Source organism: Variovorax defluvii, from assembly GCF_039541515.1.
GTDB lineage: Bacteria > Pseudomonadota > Gammaproteobacteria > Burkholderiales > Burkholderiaceae_C > Variovorax > Variovorax defluvii.
The window spans coordinates 217,137-237,834 of sequence record NZ_BAABGJ010000001.1 but is presented as its reverse complement, the minus strand read 5'-3'; the positions used below and the strand labels follow the sequence as shown (position 1 = coordinate 237,834).

At 68.7% G+C, this 20,698-nt stretch carries 16 protein-coding genes and 1 pseudogene; 10 read left to right on the top strand and 7 right to left on the bottom strand.

From position 1 onward, the window contains the following. Position 1: 1 nt before the first annotated feature. Genes ABEA07_RS01145 through ABEA07_RS01130 form a run of 4 tightly spaced genes read right to left on the bottom strand, consistent with a single transcriptional unit; the run spans position 2 to position 4,814 of the window. A complete protein-coding gene (locus ABEA07_RS01145; RefSeq protein WP_345535323.1) occupies positions 2 to 964 on the bottom strand; it encodes a formyltransferase in 963 nt (320 codons plus the stop codon). Next, entirely contained in the window at positions 961 to 1,950 is a 990-nt protein-coding gene (locus ABEA07_RS01140) for a glycosyltransferase (protein ID WP_345535322.1), read from the bottom strand. The genes ABEA07_RS01145 and ABEA07_RS01140 overlap by 4 nt, the downstream gene beginning before the upstream one ends. A gap of 12 nt (positions 1,951 to 1,962) precedes the next feature. Then, a complete protein-coding gene (locus tag ABEA07_RS01135) occupies positions 1,963 to 3,093 on the bottom strand; it encodes a DegT/DnrJ/EryC1/StrS family aminotransferase (protein WP_345535321.1) in 1,131 nt (376 codons plus the stop codon). Beyond that, positions 3,090 to 4,814, bottom strand: coding sequence for a glycosyltransferase family 39 protein (locus ABEA07_RS01130; RefSeq protein ID WP_345535320.1), 1,725 nt, complete (start codon positions 4,812 to 4,814; stop codon positions 3,090 to 3,092). The genes ABEA07_RS01135 and ABEA07_RS01130 overlap by 4 nt, the downstream gene beginning before the upstream one ends. Before the next feature lie 407 nt (positions 4,815 to 5,221). Here ABEA07_RS01130 and ABEA07_RS01125 point away from each other — a divergent pair. From ABEA07_RS01125 to ABEA07_RS01105, 5 genes and pseudogenes are all read left to right on the top strand, one after another. Then, positions 5,222 to 7,265: pseudogene (locus tag ABEA07_RS01125) on the top strand (TonB-dependent siderophore receptor). A 21-nt stretch (positions 7,266 to 7,286) separates the two neighbouring features. Next, positions 7,287 to 8,474: a PepSY-associated TM helix domain-containing protein gene (locus ABEA07_RS01120; RefSeq protein WP_345535397.1), complete on the top strand. Its 1,188-nt coding sequence runs from the start codon at positions 7,287 to 7,289 to the stop codon at positions 8,472 to 8,474. Then, positions 8,471 to 8,680 carry a hypothetical protein gene (locus ABEA07_RS01115; RefSeq protein WP_425584051.1) on the top strand — a complete coding sequence of 70 codons (210 nt, stop codon included), beginning with the start codon at positions 8,471 to 8,473 and terminating at the stop codon, positions 8,678 to 8,680. Before ABEA07_RS01120 ends, ABEA07_RS01115 begins: the two co-directional genes overlap by 4 nt. Before the next feature lie 102 nt (positions 8,681 to 8,782). Further along, positions 8,783 to 10,876 carry a TonB-dependent receptor family protein gene (locus ABEA07_RS01110; RefSeq protein WP_425584055.1) on the top strand — a complete coding sequence of 698 codons (2,094 nt, stop codon included), beginning with the start codon at positions 8,783 to 8,785 and terminating at the stop codon, positions 10,874 to 10,876. 23 nt (positions 10,877 to 10,899) lie between these two features. After that, positions 10,900 to 11,529 carry a phosphoribosyltransferase gene (locus ABEA07_RS01105; protein WP_345535317.1) on the top strand — a complete coding sequence of 210 codons (630 nt, stop codon included), beginning with the start codon at positions 10,900 to 10,902 and terminating at the stop codon, positions 11,527 to 11,529. Here the strand turns inward: ABEA07_RS01105 and metK are convergent. Beyond that, positions 11,526 to 12,707: a methionine adenosyltransferase gene (metK, locus tag ABEA07_RS01100; protein ID WP_345535316.1), complete on the bottom strand. Its 1,182-nt coding sequence runs from the start codon at positions 12,705 to 12,707 to the stop codon at positions 11,526 to 11,528. The genes ABEA07_RS01105 and metK overlap by 4 nt on opposite strands. Before the next feature lie 114 nt (positions 12,708 to 12,821). Here metK and ABEA07_RS01095 point away from each other — a divergent pair, with 114 nt between their 5' ends. Further along, positions 12,822 to 13,775: a lysophospholipid acyltransferase family protein gene (locus ABEA07_RS01095; protein WP_345535395.1), complete on the top strand. Its 954-nt coding sequence runs from the start codon at positions 12,822 to 12,824 to the stop codon at positions 13,773 to 13,775. Beyond that, entirely contained in the window at positions 13,772 to 14,656 is an 885-nt protein-coding gene (locus ABEA07_RS01090; RefSeq protein ID WP_345535314.1) for a lysophospholipid acyltransferase family protein, read from the top strand. Before ABEA07_RS01095 ends, ABEA07_RS01090 begins: the two co-directional genes overlap by 4 nt. A gap of 27 nt (positions 14,657 to 14,683) precedes the next feature. Here the strand turns inward: ABEA07_RS01090 and ABEA07_RS01085 are convergent, their stop codons facing one another. Continuing rightward, positions 14,684 to 15,598, bottom strand: coding sequence for an alpha/beta fold hydrolase (locus ABEA07_RS01085; RefSeq protein ID WP_345535313.1), 915 nt, complete (start codon positions 15,596 to 15,598; stop codon positions 14,684 to 14,686). Beyond that, a complete protein-coding gene (yihA, locus tag ABEA07_RS01080) occupies positions 15,595 to 16,335 on the bottom strand; it encodes a ribosome biogenesis GTP-binding protein YihA/YsxC (protein WP_345535312.1) in 741 nt (246 codons plus the stop codon). The genes ABEA07_RS01085 and yihA overlap by 4 nt, the downstream gene beginning before the upstream one ends. A 74-nt stretch (positions 16,336 to 16,409) precedes the next feature. Between yihA and ABEA07_RS01075 the strand changes: the two genes are divergently transcribed. The 3 genes from ABEA07_RS01075 (at position 16,410) to ccsB (ending at position 20,636) form a co-directional block, all read left to right on the top strand. Further along, complete coding sequence (locus tag ABEA07_RS01075; protein WP_345535311.1) at positions 16,410 to 17,087, top strand: c-type cytochrome; 678 nt, start codon at positions 16,410 to 16,412, stop codon at positions 17,085 to 17,087. Positions 17,088 to 17,190: 103 nt separating this feature from the next. Continuing rightward, a complete protein-coding gene (locus ABEA07_RS01070) occupies positions 17,191 to 19,323 on the top strand; it encodes a cytochrome c biogenesis protein ResB (protein WP_345535310.1) in 2,133 nt (710 codons plus the stop codon). Beyond that, positions 19,320 to 20,636, top strand: coding sequence for a c-type cytochrome biogenesis protein CcsB (ccsB, locus tag ABEA07_RS01065; protein WP_345535309.1), 1,317 nt, complete (start codon positions 19,320 to 19,322; stop codon positions 20,634 to 20,636). The genes ABEA07_RS01070 and ccsB overlap by 4 nt, the downstream gene beginning before the upstream one ends. Positions 20,637 to 20,698: the final 62 nt, after the last annotated feature.

The window sequence follows — 20,698 nt, the reverse complement described above, 5'->3', positions numbered from 1 at the left end:
TTCAGGTGTCGGCTGCGACCCAGCGGCCGGCGTGGAGGGCCTCGAAGCATCCGGCGTCGAGTGGCTGCGCATCGCCGTCGCGCCGAGCCGCAAGCACCTTCAAGGCGCTGCCGTCGGCCGCGATGAGCCACAGCGCGGCTCCGTCGCTCACCAGCCGCAGCCCGCTGCCGGGCATGCTGCCGGGTGTCCTGGCATGCTGGGTGCGTTCGATGAAGACGCGCCGGCCGTGCAATTGCAGGAAGGCCGGTGGGTAGGGCGGGGCGAGCGCGCGTACCAGGTCGTGGATCTGCCGCGCGTCCGCGTCGGCGGGAATGCGGCCGTCCTCGGGCCGGCGCCCGCCGAAGTAGCGGCCTTGCGACAGGTCCTGCATCCATTCCAGCGCGCTGCCGGCGATCAACTCGGGCAGGCTGCGCGCGAGTACGATTTCGGCCGCCACGGTCACCTTGCCGAATACCTCGTGCGCCGTGTCGTCGGACAGGATGGGTACCGCGAGCTGGTCGACGATCGGACCGTTGTCGGGCTTCTCGTTCATGCGGTGCAGCGTGGCCCCGGTCTCGTGCTCGCCGTGGAGCACGGCCCAGTTCACCGGTGCGCGGCCGCGGTAGCGCGGCAGCAGCGAGCCGTGCATGTTGTAGGCGCCGCGGCGCGGCACTTGCAGCCAGTCCGGCTTGAGCATCTTCCGGTAGTAGAAGGAGAAGAGGAAGTCCGGCTCGGCCGCCCGCGCGGCGGCCAGCAACGCCGGGTCGTGCGGATCTTCCGGCGCCTCACAGCGCAGGCCGTACTCGGCCGCCACGGCCGCGACGCTGCCGAACCAGATGGTCTCGCCCGCCGCATCGGCATGGGTCACGACCAGCGGGACCTCGACGCCCGCGTCGAGCAGGACGCGCAGGCAGCGCACGCCGACGTCGTGGTAAGCGAAAACGACGGCGCGAGCGGGACGGCCGATGGCGTTCGCGCCGCTCATCGCTCCTGCTCCAGGATCGCGCGGACCTGGTAGCGCGGCCGCGCCCGCACCTCCTCGTAGATGCGGCCGATGTATTCGCCCAGGAGGCCGATGCCGAAGAGGGCCAGGCCGACCAGCAGGAACAGCAGCGCGAACAGGGTGAAGAGGCCGCCTTCCTCGGGGCCGAGCAGCAGGCGCCGCCCGGCCAGGAGCACGAACAATGCACCGGAGAGCAGCGAGACCACGAAGCCCAGCATGGAGAAGGCCTGCAGCGGCATCACCGAGAAGCCGGTGATGAGGTCGAAGTTCAGGCGGATGAGCCGGTACAGCGAGTACTTGGACTCGCCCGCATGGCGAGCCTCGTGGCCCACCACCACCTCCACCGGGTTCCTGGCGAAGTGGTAGGCCAGCGCGGGGATGAACGTGTTCATCTCGTTGCACCGGTTGATGAGTTGCACGATTTCCCGGCTGTAGCCGCGCATCATGCAGCCCTGGTCGGTCATCGCGATGCCGGTGATGCGGTGGCGCAGACGGTTCATCGCGCGCGACGCCCAGTCGCGCCAGGCTGCATCCTGCCGGTCCCGACGGATGGACCCCACGTAGTCGTGGCCGCTGTCCATGGCCTGGATCAGCAGGCGGATGTCCTCGGGCGGGTTCTGCAGGTCGGCGTCGAGCGTGACCACGCGCGCGCCGCGGCAGTGCTCGAAGCCTGCAAGGATCGCCCGGTGCTGGCCGAAGTTGCCGTTCAACAGGATCACGCGCGTGACCTCGGGCCGGCGCTCGAACTGCCCGGCCAGCAGCGCGGCCGAGCGGTCGCGGCTGCCGTCGTCGATGAACACCACTTCGTAGTCGAGGCCCAGCGCATCCAGCGCCGGGTACAGCCGCCCGAAGAGTGCGGGCAGGCCCGGCTCTTCGTTGTAGACGGGGATCACGATACTGAGCGCTGGACCTGCAGACCGCTCGAGCGGCGGCGCGCTCGCGAGGGTAGGGGCGTCGTTGATCTTCATCGGTGTACGCTTTCAGCGCAGTGCCGCGACCGTCGCGGCCACCGCGCGGCACACGCGGTCCACGTCCGCGTCGGCCATGGCAGGGAACAGTGGCAGGGTCACGGTGCGCGCGCCGATGTCCTCGGCGACCGGGAAGTCGCCGGGCCCATGGCCACGCTGCCGGAACAGCGAGAACAGATGCATGGCCGGGTAGTGCACGCCGACGCCGATGCCATGTTCCCGCATGGCAGTGATGAAGTCGCCGCGGCGCGGCGCGATCGTTCTCGGCAGCAGCGGCTGGAACATGTGCCAGTTGCCGTGCTCGGCGGCGTCGGCCGACGGCAGTTCGAAACCCAGCGAGCGGTCCCAGCGGGCGAGGTAGCGCTCGGCCAGTGCGCGGCGGCGCGCGGTGAAAGCGTCGACCTGGCGCAGTTGCCCGAGGCCGATGGCGGCGGCCACGTCGGTCAGGTTGGCCTTGTCACCCCAAGCCTCGACATCCATGGTGCCGTCCGGCAAACGGGTCACGCCCTGCAGCCTGAGTTTCTCGAAGCGGCGCGCTTCCACTTCGTTGTTGAGCACCAGGCAGCCGCCCTCCGCCGTGGTGAGGTTCTTGTTGGCGTGAAAGCTGAACGCTACCAGGTCCCCAAAGCTGCCGATCTCGCGGCCTGCCCAACGGGCGCCAAAGGACTGGGCAGCATCTTCGATCACACGCAGACCATGGCGCCGCGCGATGGCGTCGAGGCGCTCGCGGTCGACCGGCAGCCCGGCCAGGTCGACCGGGATGAGCGCCCGCGTGCGCGGCGTGATGGCATGTTCGACCTGGTCGAGGTCGAGGTTGCGGCTGGTGGCCTCGACGTCCACGAACACGGGCTCGGCGCCGACGGCCAGCACCACGTTGGCGGTCGCGACCCAGCTCAGTGGGGTGGTGATCACCTCGTCGCCCGGACCGATGCCGCACAGGCGTAACGCGAGTTCCAGCGCGGCGGTGCCCGAGTTGACCAGCCGCACCGGCCGGCCGCCGAAGCGCTGCGAGAGGGCGGACTCCAGGGCCTGGCAGCGCGGTCCGGTGGTGATCCAGCCCGAGCGCAGTACCTCGCCGACATCGGCGATGGTGCGCTCGTCGATGGACGGGCGGGTGAAGGGCAGGAAGGGTGTCGGATTCATGGTTTGACGACGACGACACGACGCGGGTCGTGGAAGACGATGCGCATCGGCAGACCGCGGCGATGCAGTTCCACCCAGGTTGCGGCACCCATGTAGGCCGCGGCCCGCGGGGCGGCCTGCCAACGGGCGACGAATTCGTCGAGGGTGGGTATCCATTTGTCCGGCTCGCGACGCTGGCCGAGGGCGAACTCGTCCTCGTAGTCGACCAGCACCACGTTGCGCCGGAGGTAGAAGGGCAAGGTCTGGTCGTAGTCGCGCACGGCGAACACCGGCGTGTCCGGCGTGATCGACGGTGGCAGGGCGGCGGCGAGCGTCGCTGCGCTCTTGAGCTGGCCGTAGCCGTTGTGGGCTTGGAGCAGCAGGACCACTGCCAGCGCGTGCGTGACCGCCAGGCCCAGCACGGCGGCGGTGACGCGCCTGCGGCCCAGGCACCACCAGGCGAACGCGCAACCCGCCAGCACCAGGGCGGCGCCGCTGCGCAGGCCAGAGGCCAGCGGCGCCAGCACCTCGGGCGGCGCCGTGATCGAGGCGAAGCGCGCGCTCTGCGTCGAGGCCAGGGCGGCAAGGCCCCAGAGCACCGCCGGCAGCAACAGATGACGGCGCAGCGCTTCCGCTGAAGCGTCTCGCATTGCCATCGCGACCCCCAGGGACAGCGCCGGAAACATCGGCAGGATGTAGGAAGGCAGCTTGGAACTCGATGCGCTGAAGAACAGCAGGATGAACGCGCACCAGACCAGGAGCAGATGCCGCGGCGCGATCGGCGCCGACCCGCCACCACCCGGGCGGAACAGCCAAGGCAGCGCGCTGGTCCACGGCAGCATGCCAATCAGCAACAGCGGCAGGTAGTACCACCACGCGCCTTCGCGGTTATGCACGTCGCTGAGGTAGCGGGCGAAATGCTCGTGGATGAAGAAGAACTCCGAGAAGCCGGGGTTGCGCAACGACACCAGCACAAACCAGGGCGCGGTGATGGCCAGGAAGATCATCGCGCCGCTGAGCCAGTGCATGCCCCGCCACAGCGCGGCGTCGCGCCGCCACAGGCTGACCAGCACCAGCACGGCCCCGGGAATGACGATGCCGACCAGCCCCTTGCTCAGCACCGCGCCGCCCATCGCCGCCCAGGCGAGCCAGATCCAGCGGCGGCGGGCTTGCGGCGGCCCCGCGTTCGCCAGCAGCACGGCGCAGAGTGCCAGCGTGAGAAACAAGGTCAGTCCCGCATCGAGGGTCAGGAAATGGCTGTTGAGCTCGATCCAGGTCATCGAGGCGGCGACGGCCAGGGCCCGGATGCCGGTCTCTCGACCCCATAGCCGCCTGGCCGTGAATCCGACCAGCATCACCGTCAGGAAGCCCGCCAAGCCCGGCCACAGGCGCGCCGAGAACTCGGACACGCCGAAGCCGAGGAATGCCAGCGCGCCGATCCAATACTGCAGGGCCGGCTTCTCGAAATAGGGCAGTCCGTTCAGACGCGGCGTGACCCAGTCGCCGCTGCGGGCCATCTCCAGCGCGAGGCTGGCATAGCGCCCTTCGTCGGGGTGGATCAGCGCGCGGGTTCCGAGAGTGCCGAACCAGACCAGGCCCAACAGGAGCAGCAGCGCCGCGAGGGCCTTCGACGAGACACCCATGGCGTCAGCGCTGCGCGGGCGAGCGGGGCCTGCGCGCGACCCCGCCGCCAGCCTCGTGGCGTCGTCGGAGTGCTGACGCCGGCCGGCGGCTGTTTTCATCAATCGGTATTGGAAGGTCGGGGAGGTCGCGCGGAAGGCGTCCATTCGCCGAGCGCGCGGAGTCAGAAGGTGCCGCACCAAACTGAACCCCACGTGAATATGCTGGCCCGCGCTCGCGGCTGCGGACTACGCGACTTCTCCCGCCGTCTTGCCCGCGCCGGGGGAGCTGCGCGGGCGCACCCTCAAAGCTGGTCCGTCGGCACGAACCAGGAGAACAGCAGCAGCTGCAGCCATCGTAGCCCTGCCGGCCTGGTGCAGGTACCACCCCGCACGCAAAGGGCCACCGTTACACAACAGAACGATCTCATGTTTAAAATGCGAATCAATCTCAACATCATTCTAGGAGGGTGGGATTGGACTCGAGTTTTTGCAGGCGGCACAAGGCCGTTTCATTCCTGGCTTGTTGCATGGCCATGTCGGCGTCGTCCCAGGCGGTTGCGCAAACGGGCGGCTCGCTGCCCGAGGTGCGCGTGGACGCCAGCGCGGAGCGCGAGACCGCGACCAGCCCGGTGATCGGCTACCGGGCGAAGAACGCCGTCACCGCCACCAAGACCGACACACCGCTGTCGGAGACGCCGCAGGCGGTGACGGTGGTCACCCGCGACCAGATCGTCGACCAGGGCGGCACCAACCTGCAAGACGCGCTCAACTACGCGGCCGGCGTGCGCTCGGATGCCTACGGCCTTGATGCACGGACGGACTCGGTCCGCGTGCGCGGCGCCTATCCGGATGTCTACCTCGACGGCCTGCGGCAGAACTACGGCTACTACACGAGCACCACCCGTACCGACCCCTACGCGCTGGAGCGCCTCGAGGTGCTGCGCGGTCCCGCGGGGATGCTGTTCGGATCGGGTACGGTCGCCGGCATCGTCAACATGGTCAGCAAGCGGCCGTTGCAGGAGACGCAGCGCGAAGTCGGCTTGCAATTGGGGAGCTGGAACCGCCGCCAGCTCCAGGCCGACCTGACCGGTCCGCTGACGGCCGACGGTCAGTGGTCGTACCGCCTGATCGCGCTCGCTCGCCAGGCCGACACCCAGGTGGACTTCGTGCCGGATGACCGCCGCCTGATCGCGCCTTCGCTGACCTGGCGCCCGAATGCCGCCACGTCGCTGACGCTGCAGGGCCTCTACCAGAAGGACAAGAGCGGCTCGACCTCGCAGTTCTTCCCCTGGGAGGGCACGATCCTGCCGAGCCCCAACGGGCGCCTTCCCGTGAATCGCTTCATCGGCGAGCCCGGCGACTACTACGACAGCGAGCGCAAGGCCTTCGGCTGGCTGTTCGAGCACAAGTTCAACGACACCTTCACCTTCCGCCAGAACTACCGCCACGCACGCAACGAGAACGACAACAGCTACCACTACGCCGACTTCTTCTCCCCTCACCGGCGGCTGGGGCGCGGACCCGATCTTCAAGCGCCGCCTGGGCCGGTTCCTCGACAGCTACCTGACCCGCAACCGCATCGATACGCTCGACAACCACCTCGAGAGCCATCTCGATACCGGCGCGCTCAAGCACACGCTGCTGGTCGGCGCGGACTATTCCCGCCAGCGCGAGAACGTCTGGGGCGCCACGGCCTACAGCGAAATCGATGCGTACACGCCCCTCTACGGCTTCAAGCCGGCACTCGTGCGCGAGCCCTTCCCGCAGACCCGGCAACGCGCGACCGGCATTTATCTGCAGGACCAGGTCAAGCTGGGAAACTGGAACTTCGTCGCCGGCCTGCGCCACGACCGCGTGGTCTCGGGCGCCGAAGGCAGCGAGGACGCCCGGGACAGCAAGTCCAGCAAGCGCTTCGGCGTGCTCTACGCCTTCCCCTCGGGCTGGTCGCCGTACATCAGCTATGCCGAGTCCTTCACGCCACAGTCGCCGCAGCGGGGCCAGGTGTTCAAGCCGCTGCAGGGCGAGCAGTGGGAGCTCGGCCTCAAGTACGAGCCGCCCGGGCGCAGCCTGGCGTTCAGTGCCGCCGCCTACGACCTGCGCGAGAAAAACCAGATCTCGCAGCCGATCCCCGGCGTCTACCAGCAGCTCGGCCAGACCAGGACCCGCGGCATCGAGCTCGCGGCCCAGGGCTCGGTCACACCCGACCTGGACATCACGGCGCACTACAACTACACGGACCTCGATGCGCAGCTCGAGGGCCTCCCGCGCCACCAGGCCGCCGTGTGGGCGAAGTACCGCTTCTCGATCGGCGGCGTGCCCGGCTTCTCGGCTGGCGCCGGCGTGCGGCACATGGGCTCGTTCCGCGACACCTCCTACGGTGGCTACGGCCCGCGCATTCCGAGCGCGACGCTGCTGGACCTGGTGTTTGCCTACGAGAACGCCCGCTGGCGCTACGCCCTGAACATCAACAACGCCACGGACAAGGCGTACTTCAGCACCTGCCTGGCGCGCGGCGACTGCTGGTGGGGCACGCGGCGCAACATCGTGGCCAGCGCCACCTACCGCTTCTAGGCCTCGCCGACCATGACCGCGATGAACAGCCGGCGCATCAAGACGTGGGCCTGGGTCCACAAGTGGAGCAGCCTGGTCTGCACCGTGTTCATGCTGCTGCTCTGCATCACGGGGCTGCCGCTGATCTTCCACCACGAGATCGGCCACCTGCTCGGCACCGAGGTCGAGGCGCCGAAGATGCCGGCGGAGACGCCGCGCGCCAGCCTGGACCGCGTGATCGAGGCGGCGCACGCGCTGCACCCGGAGCGCGTGGTGCAGTTCGTCTCGCAGCCGGAGGACGACGACGGCCTCTGGTTCGTCACCCTCACCCCCACGCCCGCGCCCACGGATGACTTCAAGTCCGTGGCGGTCGACGCGCGCACGGGCCAGGTGCTGGCCCAGCCGAAGTTCGACGAGGGCTTCATGTGGGTCATGTTCAAGCTGCACGTGGACTTGTTCGCCGGTTTGCCCGGCAAGCTATTCCTGGGCTTCATGGGCTTGCTGCTGCTGGTGGCCATCGTCAGCGGCGTGGTGCTCTACGCCCCCTTCATGCGCAAGCTGGACTTCGGCACCGTGCGGCGCGAGCGCCGGCCGCGCCTGAAGTGGCTGGACCTGCACAATCTGCTGGGCATCGTGACCCTGGTGTGGGCCTTCACGGTCGGCGCCACCGGCATGATCAACACCTGGGCCGATCTGCTGATCAAGTACTGGCAGCACGACCAGCTCAGCAGCCTGCTCGCGCCCTACCGGGGCCAGCCGGAAACGCCGAAGGCCGAGCGTGCCTCGCTGCAGCGCACCCTGGAGGTGGCGCTGGCGCAGGCGCCGGGCATGAAGGTGTCGTTCATCGCCTTTCCGGGGACGGCCTTCTCCAGTCCGCACCACAACACGGTGTTCCTGCGCGGTCCCGAGCCCCTCACCTCGCGTCTGCTGCGGCCCGTGCTGGTCGATGCCAGGACCAACGAAGCGACCGCCAGCCCGAAGCTGCCCTGGTATCTCACGGCGCTGCTGGTGTCGCAGCCGCTGCATTTCGGCGACTACGGGGGCATGCCCATGCAGATCATCTGGGCCTTGCTGGACATCGCCACCATCATCGTGCTGGGCAGCGGCCTGTACCTGTGGCTCCGGCGCGGCAAGGCTGCGGCAGCCGCGCAGGCGGAGGACGCCGCATCGCCGGCTGCGCCCGGCGCCGCGGGCCGGCCGGCCGTCACCACCGCACGGGCGCGTCCATGATGACGAAGCATCGCCATGCGTTCTGGCACCTGTGGGGCTGGCCCCTCTCGATGGGCGTTCTCACCGCCATCGGCCTGGTGTCGGCGCTGTTCAGCGACGGCGGCCTGGGCGATGCGGTGGCCTGGGGCGCGCTGGGCATTCCCGTGGCCGTGTGCCTCTGGTACGGCTGGCGTCCGCGCAAGTCCGCGTCCGGGCAACCGCACTAGCGTCACGGGCCCGTCGGGCGCCATAGGGTCTTGCCCCGCCGTGTCGCAGGCGGGGTGGGCCGCAGAATCGCCGCGATGAAATGTTTCCTCGTCACAGCCGGCATGCTGGCGGCGACCGCTTCCGGCGCGGTCCAGGCCCAGGATGCCTCGCCGATCCCCGCGCTGCGCGAGGTGACGGTTTCCACGCCGCGCGGCGAGCTGCGGCCTTTCGAGGTGCCCGGCTCGGTGGACCGCGTCGAAGGCAGCGAGATGCGCGAAGCGCGCCTGCAGGTCAACTTGTCCGAAAGCCTGGGCCCGGTGCCGGGCCTGCAGGTGCAGAACCGCCAGAACTATGCGCAGGACCTGCAGCTGTCCATCCGCGGCTTCGGCGCGCGCTCCACCTTCGGTGTGCGCGGCGTGCGGCTGTACGTCGACGGCATCCCGGCCACGCTGCCCGACGGCCAGGGCCAGACCTCCAACATCGACATCGGCTCCGCCGACCGGGTGGAGATCCTGCGCGGCCCCTTTTCTGCGCTCTACGGCAACTCGTCGGGCGGCGTGGTGCAGGTCTTCACGGAGCAGGGCGAGGGCCAGCCCACCCTGGGCTTCTCGGTGGCCGGCGGGAGCTTCGGCACCTGGCGCGTGGGCAGCAAGCTCACCGGCGCCTCGGGCGCGGTCGACTACACCCTGAGCGCGAGCCGCTTCCACACCGACGGCTGGCGTGCGCACAGCGCGGCGGACCGCGAGATCCAGAATGGCAGGCTGGGCCTGCGGCTGGACGACGGAAGCAAGCTCAGCCTGGTCTTCAACAGCGTGCACCTGTTCGCGCAGGACCCGCTGGGCCTGTCGGCCGAGCAGTACGCGCTGAACCCGCGCGGCGCCGAGCTGGCCGCGCAGTTCGACACGCGCAAGACGGTGGACCAGCAGCAGCTCGGCTTGACCTACGAACGCAGCATCGACGCGCGCAACACGCTGCGCCTCATGGTCTACGGCGGCCAGCGCAGCACCGTGCAGTACCAGTCCATCCCACCAGCCGCGCAGGCCAATCCGCTGCACGCCGGCGGGGTGATCGACCTGGCGCGCGACTACGGCGGCCTGGACCTGCGCTGGAGCGCCAGGCTGGCGCTGGCCGATCGGCCCTTCGACCTGGTCACGGGCCTGGCCTACGACAGCCTGCGCGAGCGGCGGCGCGGGTTCGAGAACTTCTACGGCAGCACCGCCGCGCCTCGCGCGCTGGGAGTGCAGGGGCGGCTGCGCCGCGACGAGCGCAACGAGGTGCGCAACCTCGATCCCTACGTGCAGGGCTCCTGGCGCTTCGCGGACCGTTGGACGCTGGAGGCCGGCGTGCGCCGCAGCGCGGTGCGCTTCAGCTCGCACGACCGCTACATCGTCGGTCCCAACCGCGACGACAGCGGCAGCGCGCGCTACCGCAAGACTCTGCCCGTGGCCTCGCTGCGCTTCCAGGCCACGCGGGACCTCGCGCTCTACGCCTCGGCCGGGCGTGGCTTCGAGACGCCCACGCTCAACGAACTCTCCTACCGCGCCGACGGCATCGGCGGGCTGAACTTCGGGCTGCAACCGTCGGTCAACACCAGCGTCGAGGTGGGCGCCAAGGCCCGCGTCGCCGGCGGGCTGCTCACCGCGGCCCTGTTCCAGACCCGCACGCGCGACGAGATCGTGACCAACACCAACATCGGCGGCCGCGCGACCTTCCAGAACGCGGGGCGCACGAGGCGCGACGGCTTCGAGCTCTCCTGGCAGCACGAGACCGCCGGATACTGGCGCACGCAGTTGGCCTACACCTGGCTCGATGCGCGCTACCGCGACACCTTCTGCGCGCCTTTGCCCTGCAGCGCCGGCAGCACGGTGCCGGCGGGCAACCGCATCCCCGGCATCGCCGAGCATGCGTTCTATGCCTCCTACGGCTGGGTGCCGCCGGAGGGGTGGCGCGCGGGCGCGGAACTGCGTGCGCTCAGCCGGATCGCTGCCAACGACCGCAACAACGCTCGCGCGCCGGGGTACGCGGTGGCCTCGCTCTACGCCGGCTACGTGCGGCGCTGGGAGCGCTGGGACTTCAATGCCTTCGTACGCGTCGACAACCTGTTCGACCGCCGCTACGTCGGTTCGGTGATCGTCAACGAGGGCAATGCCCGTTACTTCGAGCCGGCCTTGGGCCGCAACTGGACGCTCGGGGTGGGGGCGGCGTATCGTTTCTGAGTTCCCGCCCGCAAGGAGCAACGATGGAATTCAGGGATCGATACGCAGCAGGCCGTGCGCTTGCCCAGAGGCTGGCCGCCTGGCGCGGGCGGCGCGAGGTCGTGGTGCTGGGATTGCCGCGCGGCGGCGTGCCGGTGGCCTGGGAGGTGGCGCAGGCCCTGCAGGCGCCGCTCGATGTGCTCGTGGTGCGCAAGCTCGGCTACCCGGGGCAGGAAGAGCTGGCGATGGGCGCGATCGGGCCGGGCGGCGTGCGGGTGACATCCGACATTCCCCATCTTTGGCCAGTCTCGGAAAAGGCCTTGGAGGAAGTGGTGGCGCGAGAGCAGGCCGAATTGACCCGGCGCGAGCGCCTCTACCGCGGTGAGCGTGCGCCGCTGGCGCTGGCGGGGCGTGTCGCGATCCTGGTCGACGACGGCCTTGCCACCGGGGCCTCCATGCATGCGGCCGTGCTGGCGGTGCGCGCCATGCAGGCCCAGCGCATCGTGGTGGGCGCGCCGGTCGCGTCCGTCGAGGCGGTTCGACTGCTCGAGGCCGTGGCCGACGAGGTGGTCTGCGTGCACGTGCCAGAAGCGTTCCGCGCAGTCGGCCTCTGGTACGAGGACTTCGCGCAGACCAGCGATGACGAGGTGCGCAGACTCCTCGCGAAGGCTTAAAGGCCGGCGGCGGCGCGCAGTGCGGCGGCCTTGTCGGTGCGCTCCCAGCTGAACTCGGGCTCCTCGCGGCCGAAGTGGCCATAGGCCGCGGTCTTGCCGTAGATGGGGCGCAGCAGGTCGAGCATCTGGATGATGCCCTTGGGACGCAGGTCGAAATGCTCCTGCACCAGGGCGGCGATCTTCTCGTCGGCGATCTTGCCGGTGCCCTCGGTGTAGACCGTCACGTTCATCGGCCGCGCCACGCCGATCGCATAAGCGACCTGGATCTGGCACTGGCGCGCCAGGCCGGCCGCCACGATGTTCTTGGCCACGTAGCGCGCGGCGTAGGCGGCGGAGCGGTCCACCTTGCTCGGGTCCTTGCCCGAGAAGGCACCGCCGCCGTGCGGGCAGGCGCCGCCGTAGGTGTCGACGATGATCTTGCGGCCGGTGAGGCCGCAGTCCCCCTGCGGGCCGCCGATGACGAAGCGGCCGGTCGGGTTGATCAGGTATTTCGTCTCTTGGAGCCACTCCTTGGGGAGCACGGGCTTGATGATTTCCTCGATCACCGCCTCGATGAAGGAGGCCTTCATCTTGGTCGGCGTCTCGCTCTGGTCGGGGTGATGCTGGGTGGAGAGCACCACGGTGTCGATGCTGTGCGGCTTGCCGTCCACGTAGCGCATCGTGACCTGGCTCTTCGCGTCGGGACGCAGGAAAGGCAGGCGGCCATCCTTGCGCAGCTGGGCCTGGCGCTCCACCAGGCGGTGGGCGTAGTAGATCGGCGCGGGCATCAGTTCGGGCGTCTCGTCGCAGGCATAGCCGAACATCAGGCCCTGGTCGCCGGCGCCGGTGTTCAGGTGGTCGTCGCTCGCGTGGTCCACGCCCTGGGCGATGTCGTTGGACTGCTTGTCGTAGCAGACCATCACCGCGCAGCCCTTGTAGTCGATGCCGTAGTCGGTGTTGTCGTAGCCGATGCGCTTGATGGTGTCGCGTGCGACCTGGATGTAGTCGACGTGCGCGTTGGTGGTGATCTCGCCGGCCAGCACGACCAGGCCAGTGTTGGTCAGCGTCTCGGCGGCCACGCGGCTGCGCGGGTCCTGCTCGAAGATCGCGTCGAGGATGGCATCCGAGATCTGGTCCGCGACCTTGTCGGGATGGCCTTCGGAGACCGATTCGGAAGTGAAGAGAAAGTCGTTCGCCATTCGAAGAAACTCCAGTGGTTGAATTGACGCGTTGCCAATCCGTCGGGAGCCTGGCGAACGCTTTAGCAGTGATGTTTAACGTCGCCCTGCAAGTAGTTCCATAACTCAGCGACAATTTGCATTCTATTCGAGCCGCGCTGTACCCTGCGCGCGCGCCTGGTTTCTATCCCCTCCGACTGGATGATTTTTCTGTTTCGATTGCTCGCCCACGTGCCGCTGCGCTGGATGCAGGCTGCTGGCCGTTGCCTGGGCTGGCTCGTCTGGTGGGGCTCCGCGAGCTACCGCCAGCGCTTCAGGGACAACGCCGAACGGGCCGGCTTCACGCCCGAGCAGTACCGCCCGGCCATCGGGGCGGCGGGTGCGATGGCAGCCGAGCTGCCCTGGCTGTGGGCGCGGCCGAAGGACGAAAGCGTGCTGCCGCGCATCGTCCGGTGGGAGGGCGTGGACGAACTCGAAGCCGCGCTGGCGGCCCGCAAGGGCGTGATCATCGCGTCGCCGCACATCGGCTGCTGGGAAATCCTGGGCCAGGCGCTGGGCGAGCGCTTCGTCGACCGCCATGGCCCGATCACCGCGCTGTTCAGACCTCACCGCAAGAAGTGGATGGCGGACCTGCTCGCCTCCGGTTCGCGAGACCGGCGCGGTCTGCAGACGCTGCCCACCAGCGTGGCCGGCGTGCGCGGGCTGATCCGCACGCTGCGCCAGGGCGGCTACACGGGCATCCTGCCGGACCAGGTGCCGCCGCTGGGGCAGGGCGTGTGGGCGCCTTTTCTGGGCCGGCCGGCCTACACGATGACTCTGCTGCCGCGCCTCGCGCAACAGACCGGGGCGCGCGTCTTCTTCGGCGTGTGCGAGCGGCTGCCGCGCGGCGCCGGCTACGCCATTCGCCTGACGCCCTTCGACGGCACGGCCTTGACCGATGCGAAGGCCACGCCCGAGGCCGCCGCGGCCGCCATGAACGAAGGCATCGCCGCGCTGATCCATGCGCTGCCGGGGCAGTACGTCTGGGACTACGCCCGCTACAAGCAGCCGCGCGGAGAGGCCGCCGCCGTCGCGGAGGTGGCTCCATGAGCCTCAGCTCCCGGCTCGGCATTGCCTTCATGCGTGCACTGGCCCATGTGCCGCTTCCGGTGGTGCGCGGCTTCGGCGCCATCATGGGCCGCGTGCTGCACAGCGTCGCGGTGTCTCGCCGGCGCGTGGTGGATGCCAACCTCGCGCTGTGCTTTCCCGAAAAGTCGGCGGCCGAGCGTCGCCGCATCGCGCGCGAGACCTTTGTCTACGTCGCTCAGTCCTGGTTGGACCGCGGCTGGCTCTGGCATGCGCCCCACGCCACAGTGGCTGCCCGCCTGGCCGTGAAGGGCGCCGCCGCCGAGATCGACGAGATCGCCAACGGCGTCGAGCCGATGATCCTGTTCGCGCCGCATTTCTACGGCCTGGATGCAGCCGCCACCGCACTGACCATGCACACGGCGAGGCCCTCGACCACCATTTACACGACGCAGCGCGACCCGCTGGTCGACGCATGGATCAAGGAGGGCCGCAAGCGCTTCGGCAACGTGATCACGCTGAATCGGGTGGACGGCATCAAGCCCATCATTGCCGGCTTGCGCAAGGGCGGCCTCTTGTACCTGCTGCCCGACATGGACTTCGGCCGCGACCAGACCGTCTTCGTGCCCTTCTACGGGGTGCCCGCCGCCACCGTGCCTTCCCTCTCGCGCTTCGCCCGGCTCGGGCGGGCCAAGGTGGTGCCGGTGGTCTCCAAGCTCACGTCCTCGGGGTACGAGATCGAGGTGCTGCCCGCATGGTCCGACTTCCCGACCGAGGACGCGGTGGCCGACACGGCCCTCATGAACCGGCGTCTGCAAAGCTACATCGACACCATGCCCTCGCAGTACTACTGGGTGCACCGGCGCTTCAAGACGCGCCCGGAAGGCGCGGCGCCGGTCTACTGAGCGCCCGAGTTGCCGCCAGGGCGTGCACTACTGCGTGCGCGCGATGAAGGACTCGATCTCGCTGGCCACGTACTGCGGCTGCTCGTGCACGATCCAGTGGGTGGCGTTCGGCACCTTCTTCAGCTCGAGCTTCGGGACGTACTCCCCCAGGCCATCGAGCAGGCCAGGCAGCAGCGCCGCGTCGTCCAGCGCCCAGAGGACGAAGGTGGGGACTTCCACCACGAGGCGCTCGCGCGGCAGTTCGGGGAACTCGGGCGCCGGCTTGCCTGGAAGGCCTGGCTTCATCGGCGTCACGCGGTAGAGGTTGCAGGCACCGGTGAGGCCGTGGTCCCACACCTCGCGGTACTTGTTCTTGACTTCCTCCGTGAGCCAGCCGTAGCCCTCGGGCCCGGCTTTCATCTGCGTGAACGAGAGCCACAGGCGCTTGTAGTCGTCGGCGGCGAGGAGGGTCTCGGCATCGGGGCGCGCCAGGAAGTTCATGTACATGCTGGCGGCCTGCTGGGCCGGGTTGTCGCGCAGTTCCCGGATGAAGGTGCCCGGATGCGGCGAGTTGAGGATGACCAGCCGACCCAGCGTGTCCGGATGCTGGTTGCCGTATCCCCAGCCGAAGGCGCCGCCCCAATCGTGCGCGACCAGCACCTCGATGCGGCCGTCCGGGCGCTCGCTCCGGGCGAGCTGCTCGATGTCCTGGATCAGCAGGTGGGCGCGGTAGGCCGACACTTCGCTCGGCGAACTGGACTTCTCGAAGCCGCGCAGGTTGGGCGCCACGCAGCGAAAGCCGCCGTGCTCAGGCCGGCTGAAGTGCTCGAGCAGGTCGTCCCAGATGAAGGCGGCCTCCGGGAAGCCGTGCAGGAAGACCATCAGGGGGCGGCCGGGTTCGCCGGCGGCACGGCAACTGAGTGTCGTGCCGTTGGGCAGCGCGCGGGCAAAGGTCTGGATCATGAGGGGCTGTCTCCTTCTTCCTTCGATTCGGCGGCGGCCGGCTCGTCCTGTGGATGGGTCCAGCGCCACAGCAGTTCGGCCGTCTCGTCCACTCCCTGTTGTTTCAAGGCGGAGAAGAGTTTGACCTCCCCGCCACCGGCCTGCAGTCGCGCAATCGACAAGGCCTTGGTGCCCTCGGCCCGAGAGAGCTTGTCGGCCTTGGTCAGCAGTACGAGGAACCTCAGGCCCTGCTCGACGCGGGGGCGGATCACTTCCAGCAGGATCTCGTCCAGTTCGGTGAGGCCGTGGCGGGGGTCGCACAGCAGGACCACGCCGCAGAGGTTTTCGCGCGTCATCAGGTAATTGCCCATCACGCGCTGCCAGCGCAGCTTGGCCTCCCGCGGCACCGCCGCGTAGCCGTAGCCGGGGAGGTCGGCCAGCACGGCGTCGTCCACCTTCTGCCGGCCGACGCCGAACAGATTGATGTGCTGGGTCCGGCCGGGCGTCTTGGAGGCGAAGGCCAGGCGCGTCTGCTGGGTCAGCGTGTTGATGGCGGTGGACTTGCCGGCGTTGGAGCGTCCCACGAAGGCGATCTCGGGCAGGCCCAGCGGAGGCAGGTGTTCCAGCTGCGGCGCGCTGGTGAGGAAGTGGGCGGTGTGCAGCCAGCCGCGCGCGGCACGCATGCGCTCGACGGGGGCGCCGTCGGCGGCCGCCTTGCGGGGATAGGAGGGGGCCGGCTTGCGGCTCGGAGCGGTCATGGGTGGCGCCTCGGTCACGGGGCGTCACATTGTAGAATCGCGAAGTTTTGCGCCATAAATTCCAAGCCCCCGATATGAAGTTGTTTGCCCGTTTCCTGCTTGCAGCCCTCGTGGGCGCCGCCGCCAGCACCAGCTTCGCGGCCGACGATCCGGAAGGCAAGCCGGCTGCCGCAGCGGCGCCTGCCAAGGTCGCCAAGCCCGATCCCGCCAAGGGCGACACCATCTTCAACAACACGCCGGCCAACAGCCAGAGCTGCGCTTCGTGCCACAACGCCGACGGCAACTCGGCGATCGCGGCCAATCCCAAGCTGGCGCAACAGCACCCCGAATACATCCTCAAGCAGCTTCAGGACTTCAAGTCCGGCAAGCGCAAGAGCGCCATCATGAAGCCGCTGGCCTCGGCCCTGTCCGAGGAAGACATGCGCAACGTGGCCTACTTCGTCGGCTCCAAGAAGATCAAGCCCGGCTTCGCGAAGGAGAAGGACCTGGTCGCCCTGGGCGAGAAGATCTACCGCGGCGGCATCGCCGATCGCCAGATCCCGGCCTGCGCCGGCTGCCACAGCCCCAACGGCGCCGGCATCCCGGTCCAGTACCCGCGCCTGGGTGGCCAGCATGCCGACTACACCGTGGCCCAGCTCAACCAGTTCCGCGACGGCACGCGCCAGAACAGCCCCCAGATGATCGGCGTGGCCGCCAAGCTCAACGACCGCGAGATCAAGGCGGTGTCCGATTACATCGCTGGCCTGCGCTGATCTTTCGCGCTCGAGCGTGAACTAACCGCCGATAACAAACCCCAACAGGGCGGGCCGATCCCCAGCGGGATCGCCCGCCTTTTGCTTTCTCTACCCCCTCGTCATGTCAGTCTTCACCCACGGCCTGCGCGTCCGCAACGGTCCCCATGCGGTCCGCGCGCTGGTGGAGCTGCTGTCGTCGATGCGCTTCGCGATCGCGCTGCTGACGGTCATCTGCATCGCGTCCATCATCGGCACCGTGCTCAAGCAGCACGAGCCCATCAACAACTACATCAACCAGTTCGGGCCGTTCTGGGCCGAGGTCTTCCGCGCGGCGCGGCTCGACTCGATCTACAGCGCATGGTGGTTCCTGCTGATCCTCGCCTTCCTGGTGATCAGCACATCGCTGTGCATCGCGCGCAACACGCCGCGCATCGTGGCCGACCTGAAGAACTACAAGGAAGGCGTCCGGGCCCAGAGCCTGCGCGCCTTCGGCCAGCGGGCCGAGACGGTGCTCGACGAAGCGCCCGAGGGCGCGGCGCGGCGCATCGGCCAGTTGCTCGTGGGCGGCGGGTGGAAGGTCAAGCTGCAGCAACGCGAGGGCGAGGGCTGGATGGTCGCGGCGCGCGCGGGCGGCGCGCACAAGCTGGGCTACATAGCGGCGCACAGCGCCATCGTGCTGGTGTGCCTGGGCGGCCTGCTGGACGGCGACCTCATCGTCCGGGCCCAGACCTGGTTCAACGGCAAGAGCGTCTACACCGGCGGCGGGCTGATCGCCGACGTGCCGCCGCAGCACCGGCTGTCGCCGAACAACCCCACCTTCCGCGGCAACATCCTCGTGCCGGAGGGCGGGCAGGGCAGCGTCGCCATCTTGAACCAGGCCGACGGAGTGCTGCTGCAGGAGCTGCCCTTCTCCATCGAACTCAAGAAGTTCATCGTCGACTACTACGCGACCGGCATGCCCAAGCTGTTCGCCAGCGAGGTGGTGCTGCACGACCGCGAGACCGGCCAGCAGGTGCCGGCACGCATCGAGGTGAACCATCCCGCCAGCTACAAGGGCATCGAGATCTACCAGTCCAGCTTCGACGACGGCGGCTCCAGCGTGAAGCTCAAGGCCGTGCCCATGGGGGCCTCGGCCAAGTCCTTCGAGCTCGAGGGGGTGATCGGCAACAGCGCGGAGATCACCAACGGCACCGATCGGCTGACGCTGGAATACACGGCACTGCGCGTGATCAACGTCGAGAATTTCGGCGATGCCGGTGCGTTGAGCAGCGGCGCCGACGTGCGCAAGGTCGACCTGCAGAGCAACATCGAATCGCGCCTCGGTGCGGCCAACAAGACGAACAAGCCCAAGGTGCTGCGCAACATCGGCCCGAGCATCGGCTACAAGCTGCGCGACGCGGCCGGTCAGGCCCGCGAGTACCAGAACTACATGGTGCCGGTGGACACCGGCGACGGCCAGCCCGTGTTCCTGCTGGGCATGCGGGAACGGCCGGAGGAGCCCTTCCGCTATCTGCGGGTGCCGGCCGACGAGCAGGGCTCGATGGACGGCTTCGTCCGCATGCGCACCGCCTTGGCCGATGCCGACACGCGTTCCCGTGCGGTCGAGCGCTACATCGCGCGCGCCATCGATCCGGCAAAGCCCGAACTGGCGCAACAGCTGCGCGTGTCGGCCGGCCGGGCGCTGGCCCTCTTCGCCGGCACCGAGCGTGCCAAGGCCGACGCCAAGAGCAGCGGCGGCTGGCAGGCGATCGCCGAGTTCATGGAGGCCAACGTGCCCGAGGCCGAACGCGAGCGGGCCGGGGCGGTGCTCGTGCGCATCCTCAACGATGTGCTGTACGAGCTGCTGAACCTCAGCCGCGAGAAGGCAAGCCTGTCCGCGCTGCCTGCCGACGACAAGACGCAGACCTTCCTGACCCAGGCCGTGCTCGCCCTGAGCGATTCGTACTTCTACCCGGCGCCGGTGGCGATGATGCTGACCGACTTCAAGCAGGTGCAGGCCAGTGCCTTCCAGGTCGCCCGTGCCCCCGGAAAGAACATCGTCTACCTGGGCTGCCTGTTGCTGATCGTGGGCATTTTTGCCATGCTCTACGTGCGCGAGCGCAGGCTCTGGGTGTGGCTGGCCAGGGATGCGGATGGAGCCGGCACCGCGGCCACCATGGCCTTCTCGGTCAACCGCAAGACCATCGACAGCGACCGCGAATTCGAGCGCCTGAAAGACCGGCTGCTCACCCTCCGAAAGGACAGTGCATCATGAGCACCACCACCCTCACGCTTCACGACAGCTGGCTTTCGCGCCGCAACGCCTTCGACTGGGTGTTTGCCGTGCTCGTGGTGGCCGGTGGGCTGTTCGCCTTCTCGCGCTATGCGGGCGCGATGGACATCTACGAGAAGGTCATTCTGCTGGGCGCCATGCCCTTCGCCATCTGGCTCGGCTGGTTCTGGCGTCCGCTGCGGGTGCTGGCGGTCGTGGTGGCGGCGGCGGCGCTGATGGGCATCGTCTCCTACCAGGGCGACCTGGCGCGCGCGGAGCAAGTGTTCTGGCTCAAGTATTTCCTGTCCAGCCAGTCCGCCATCCTCTGGATGAGCGTGCTGTTCTTCATGAGCACGCTGTTCTACTGGATCGGCTTCTTCAGCGGCAAGCAGGCCGACACCATGGACCTGATCGGCTCCCGGTTGGCCTGGGCCGCGGTCGCGATGGCGCTGATCGGCACCATGGTGCGCTGGTACGAGAGCCACCAGCTCGGCCCGGACATCGGCCACATCCCCGTCAGCAACCTCTACGAAGTCTTCGTCCTGTTCTGCTGGTTGACGGCCGCCTTCTACCTGTACTACGAGACGCGCTACGGCACGCGCGCGCTGGGCGCCTTCGTCATGCTCGTGGTGAGCGCGGCGGTCGGCTTCCTGCTCTGGTACACGCTGGTGCGCGAGGCCCACGAGATCCAGCCGCTGGTGCCGGCCCTTCAGAGCTGGTGGATGAAGCTTCACGTGCCGGCCAACTTCATCGGCTACGGCACTTTCGCGCTGGCCGCCATGGTGGCCTTCGCCTACCTCATCAAGGAACAGGCGCGGGAGACGCGCTGGTACCGGCTCACCCCCATGTGGCTGCTGGGCGTCGCGCTGTGCTTCGTGCCGGTGGCCTTCCGCCAGCGTGCGCAGGAGGCCGGCGGCAGCTACTGGTTCGTCTATGCGGCCATCTCGGCCGTGATCGCCGCGGGCATTCTGCTGGGGCGCCGCCGCATCGCGGCGCGGCTGCCGGCCAACGAGGTGCTGGACGACGTGATGTACAAGTCCATCACCGTCGGCTTCGCCTTCTTCACCATCGCCACGGTGCTGGGCGCGCTGTGGGCGGCCGATGCCTGGGGCGGCTACTGGAGCTGGGACCCGAAGGAAACCTGGGCGCTGATCGTCTGGCTCAACTACGCAGCCTGGCTGCACATGCGACTGGTGAAGGGTTTGCGCGGGACCGTGGCGGCCTGGTGGGCGCTGGCGGGGCTGGCGGTGACCACCTTCGCCTTTCTGGGCGTCAACATGTTCCTGAGCGGGCTGCACAGCTACGGCACCCTTTAGCGTGGCGGCCGGATGAATCCGCCGGAACATCCGACGCGTAACCGGATCAGCATGGGGACCGA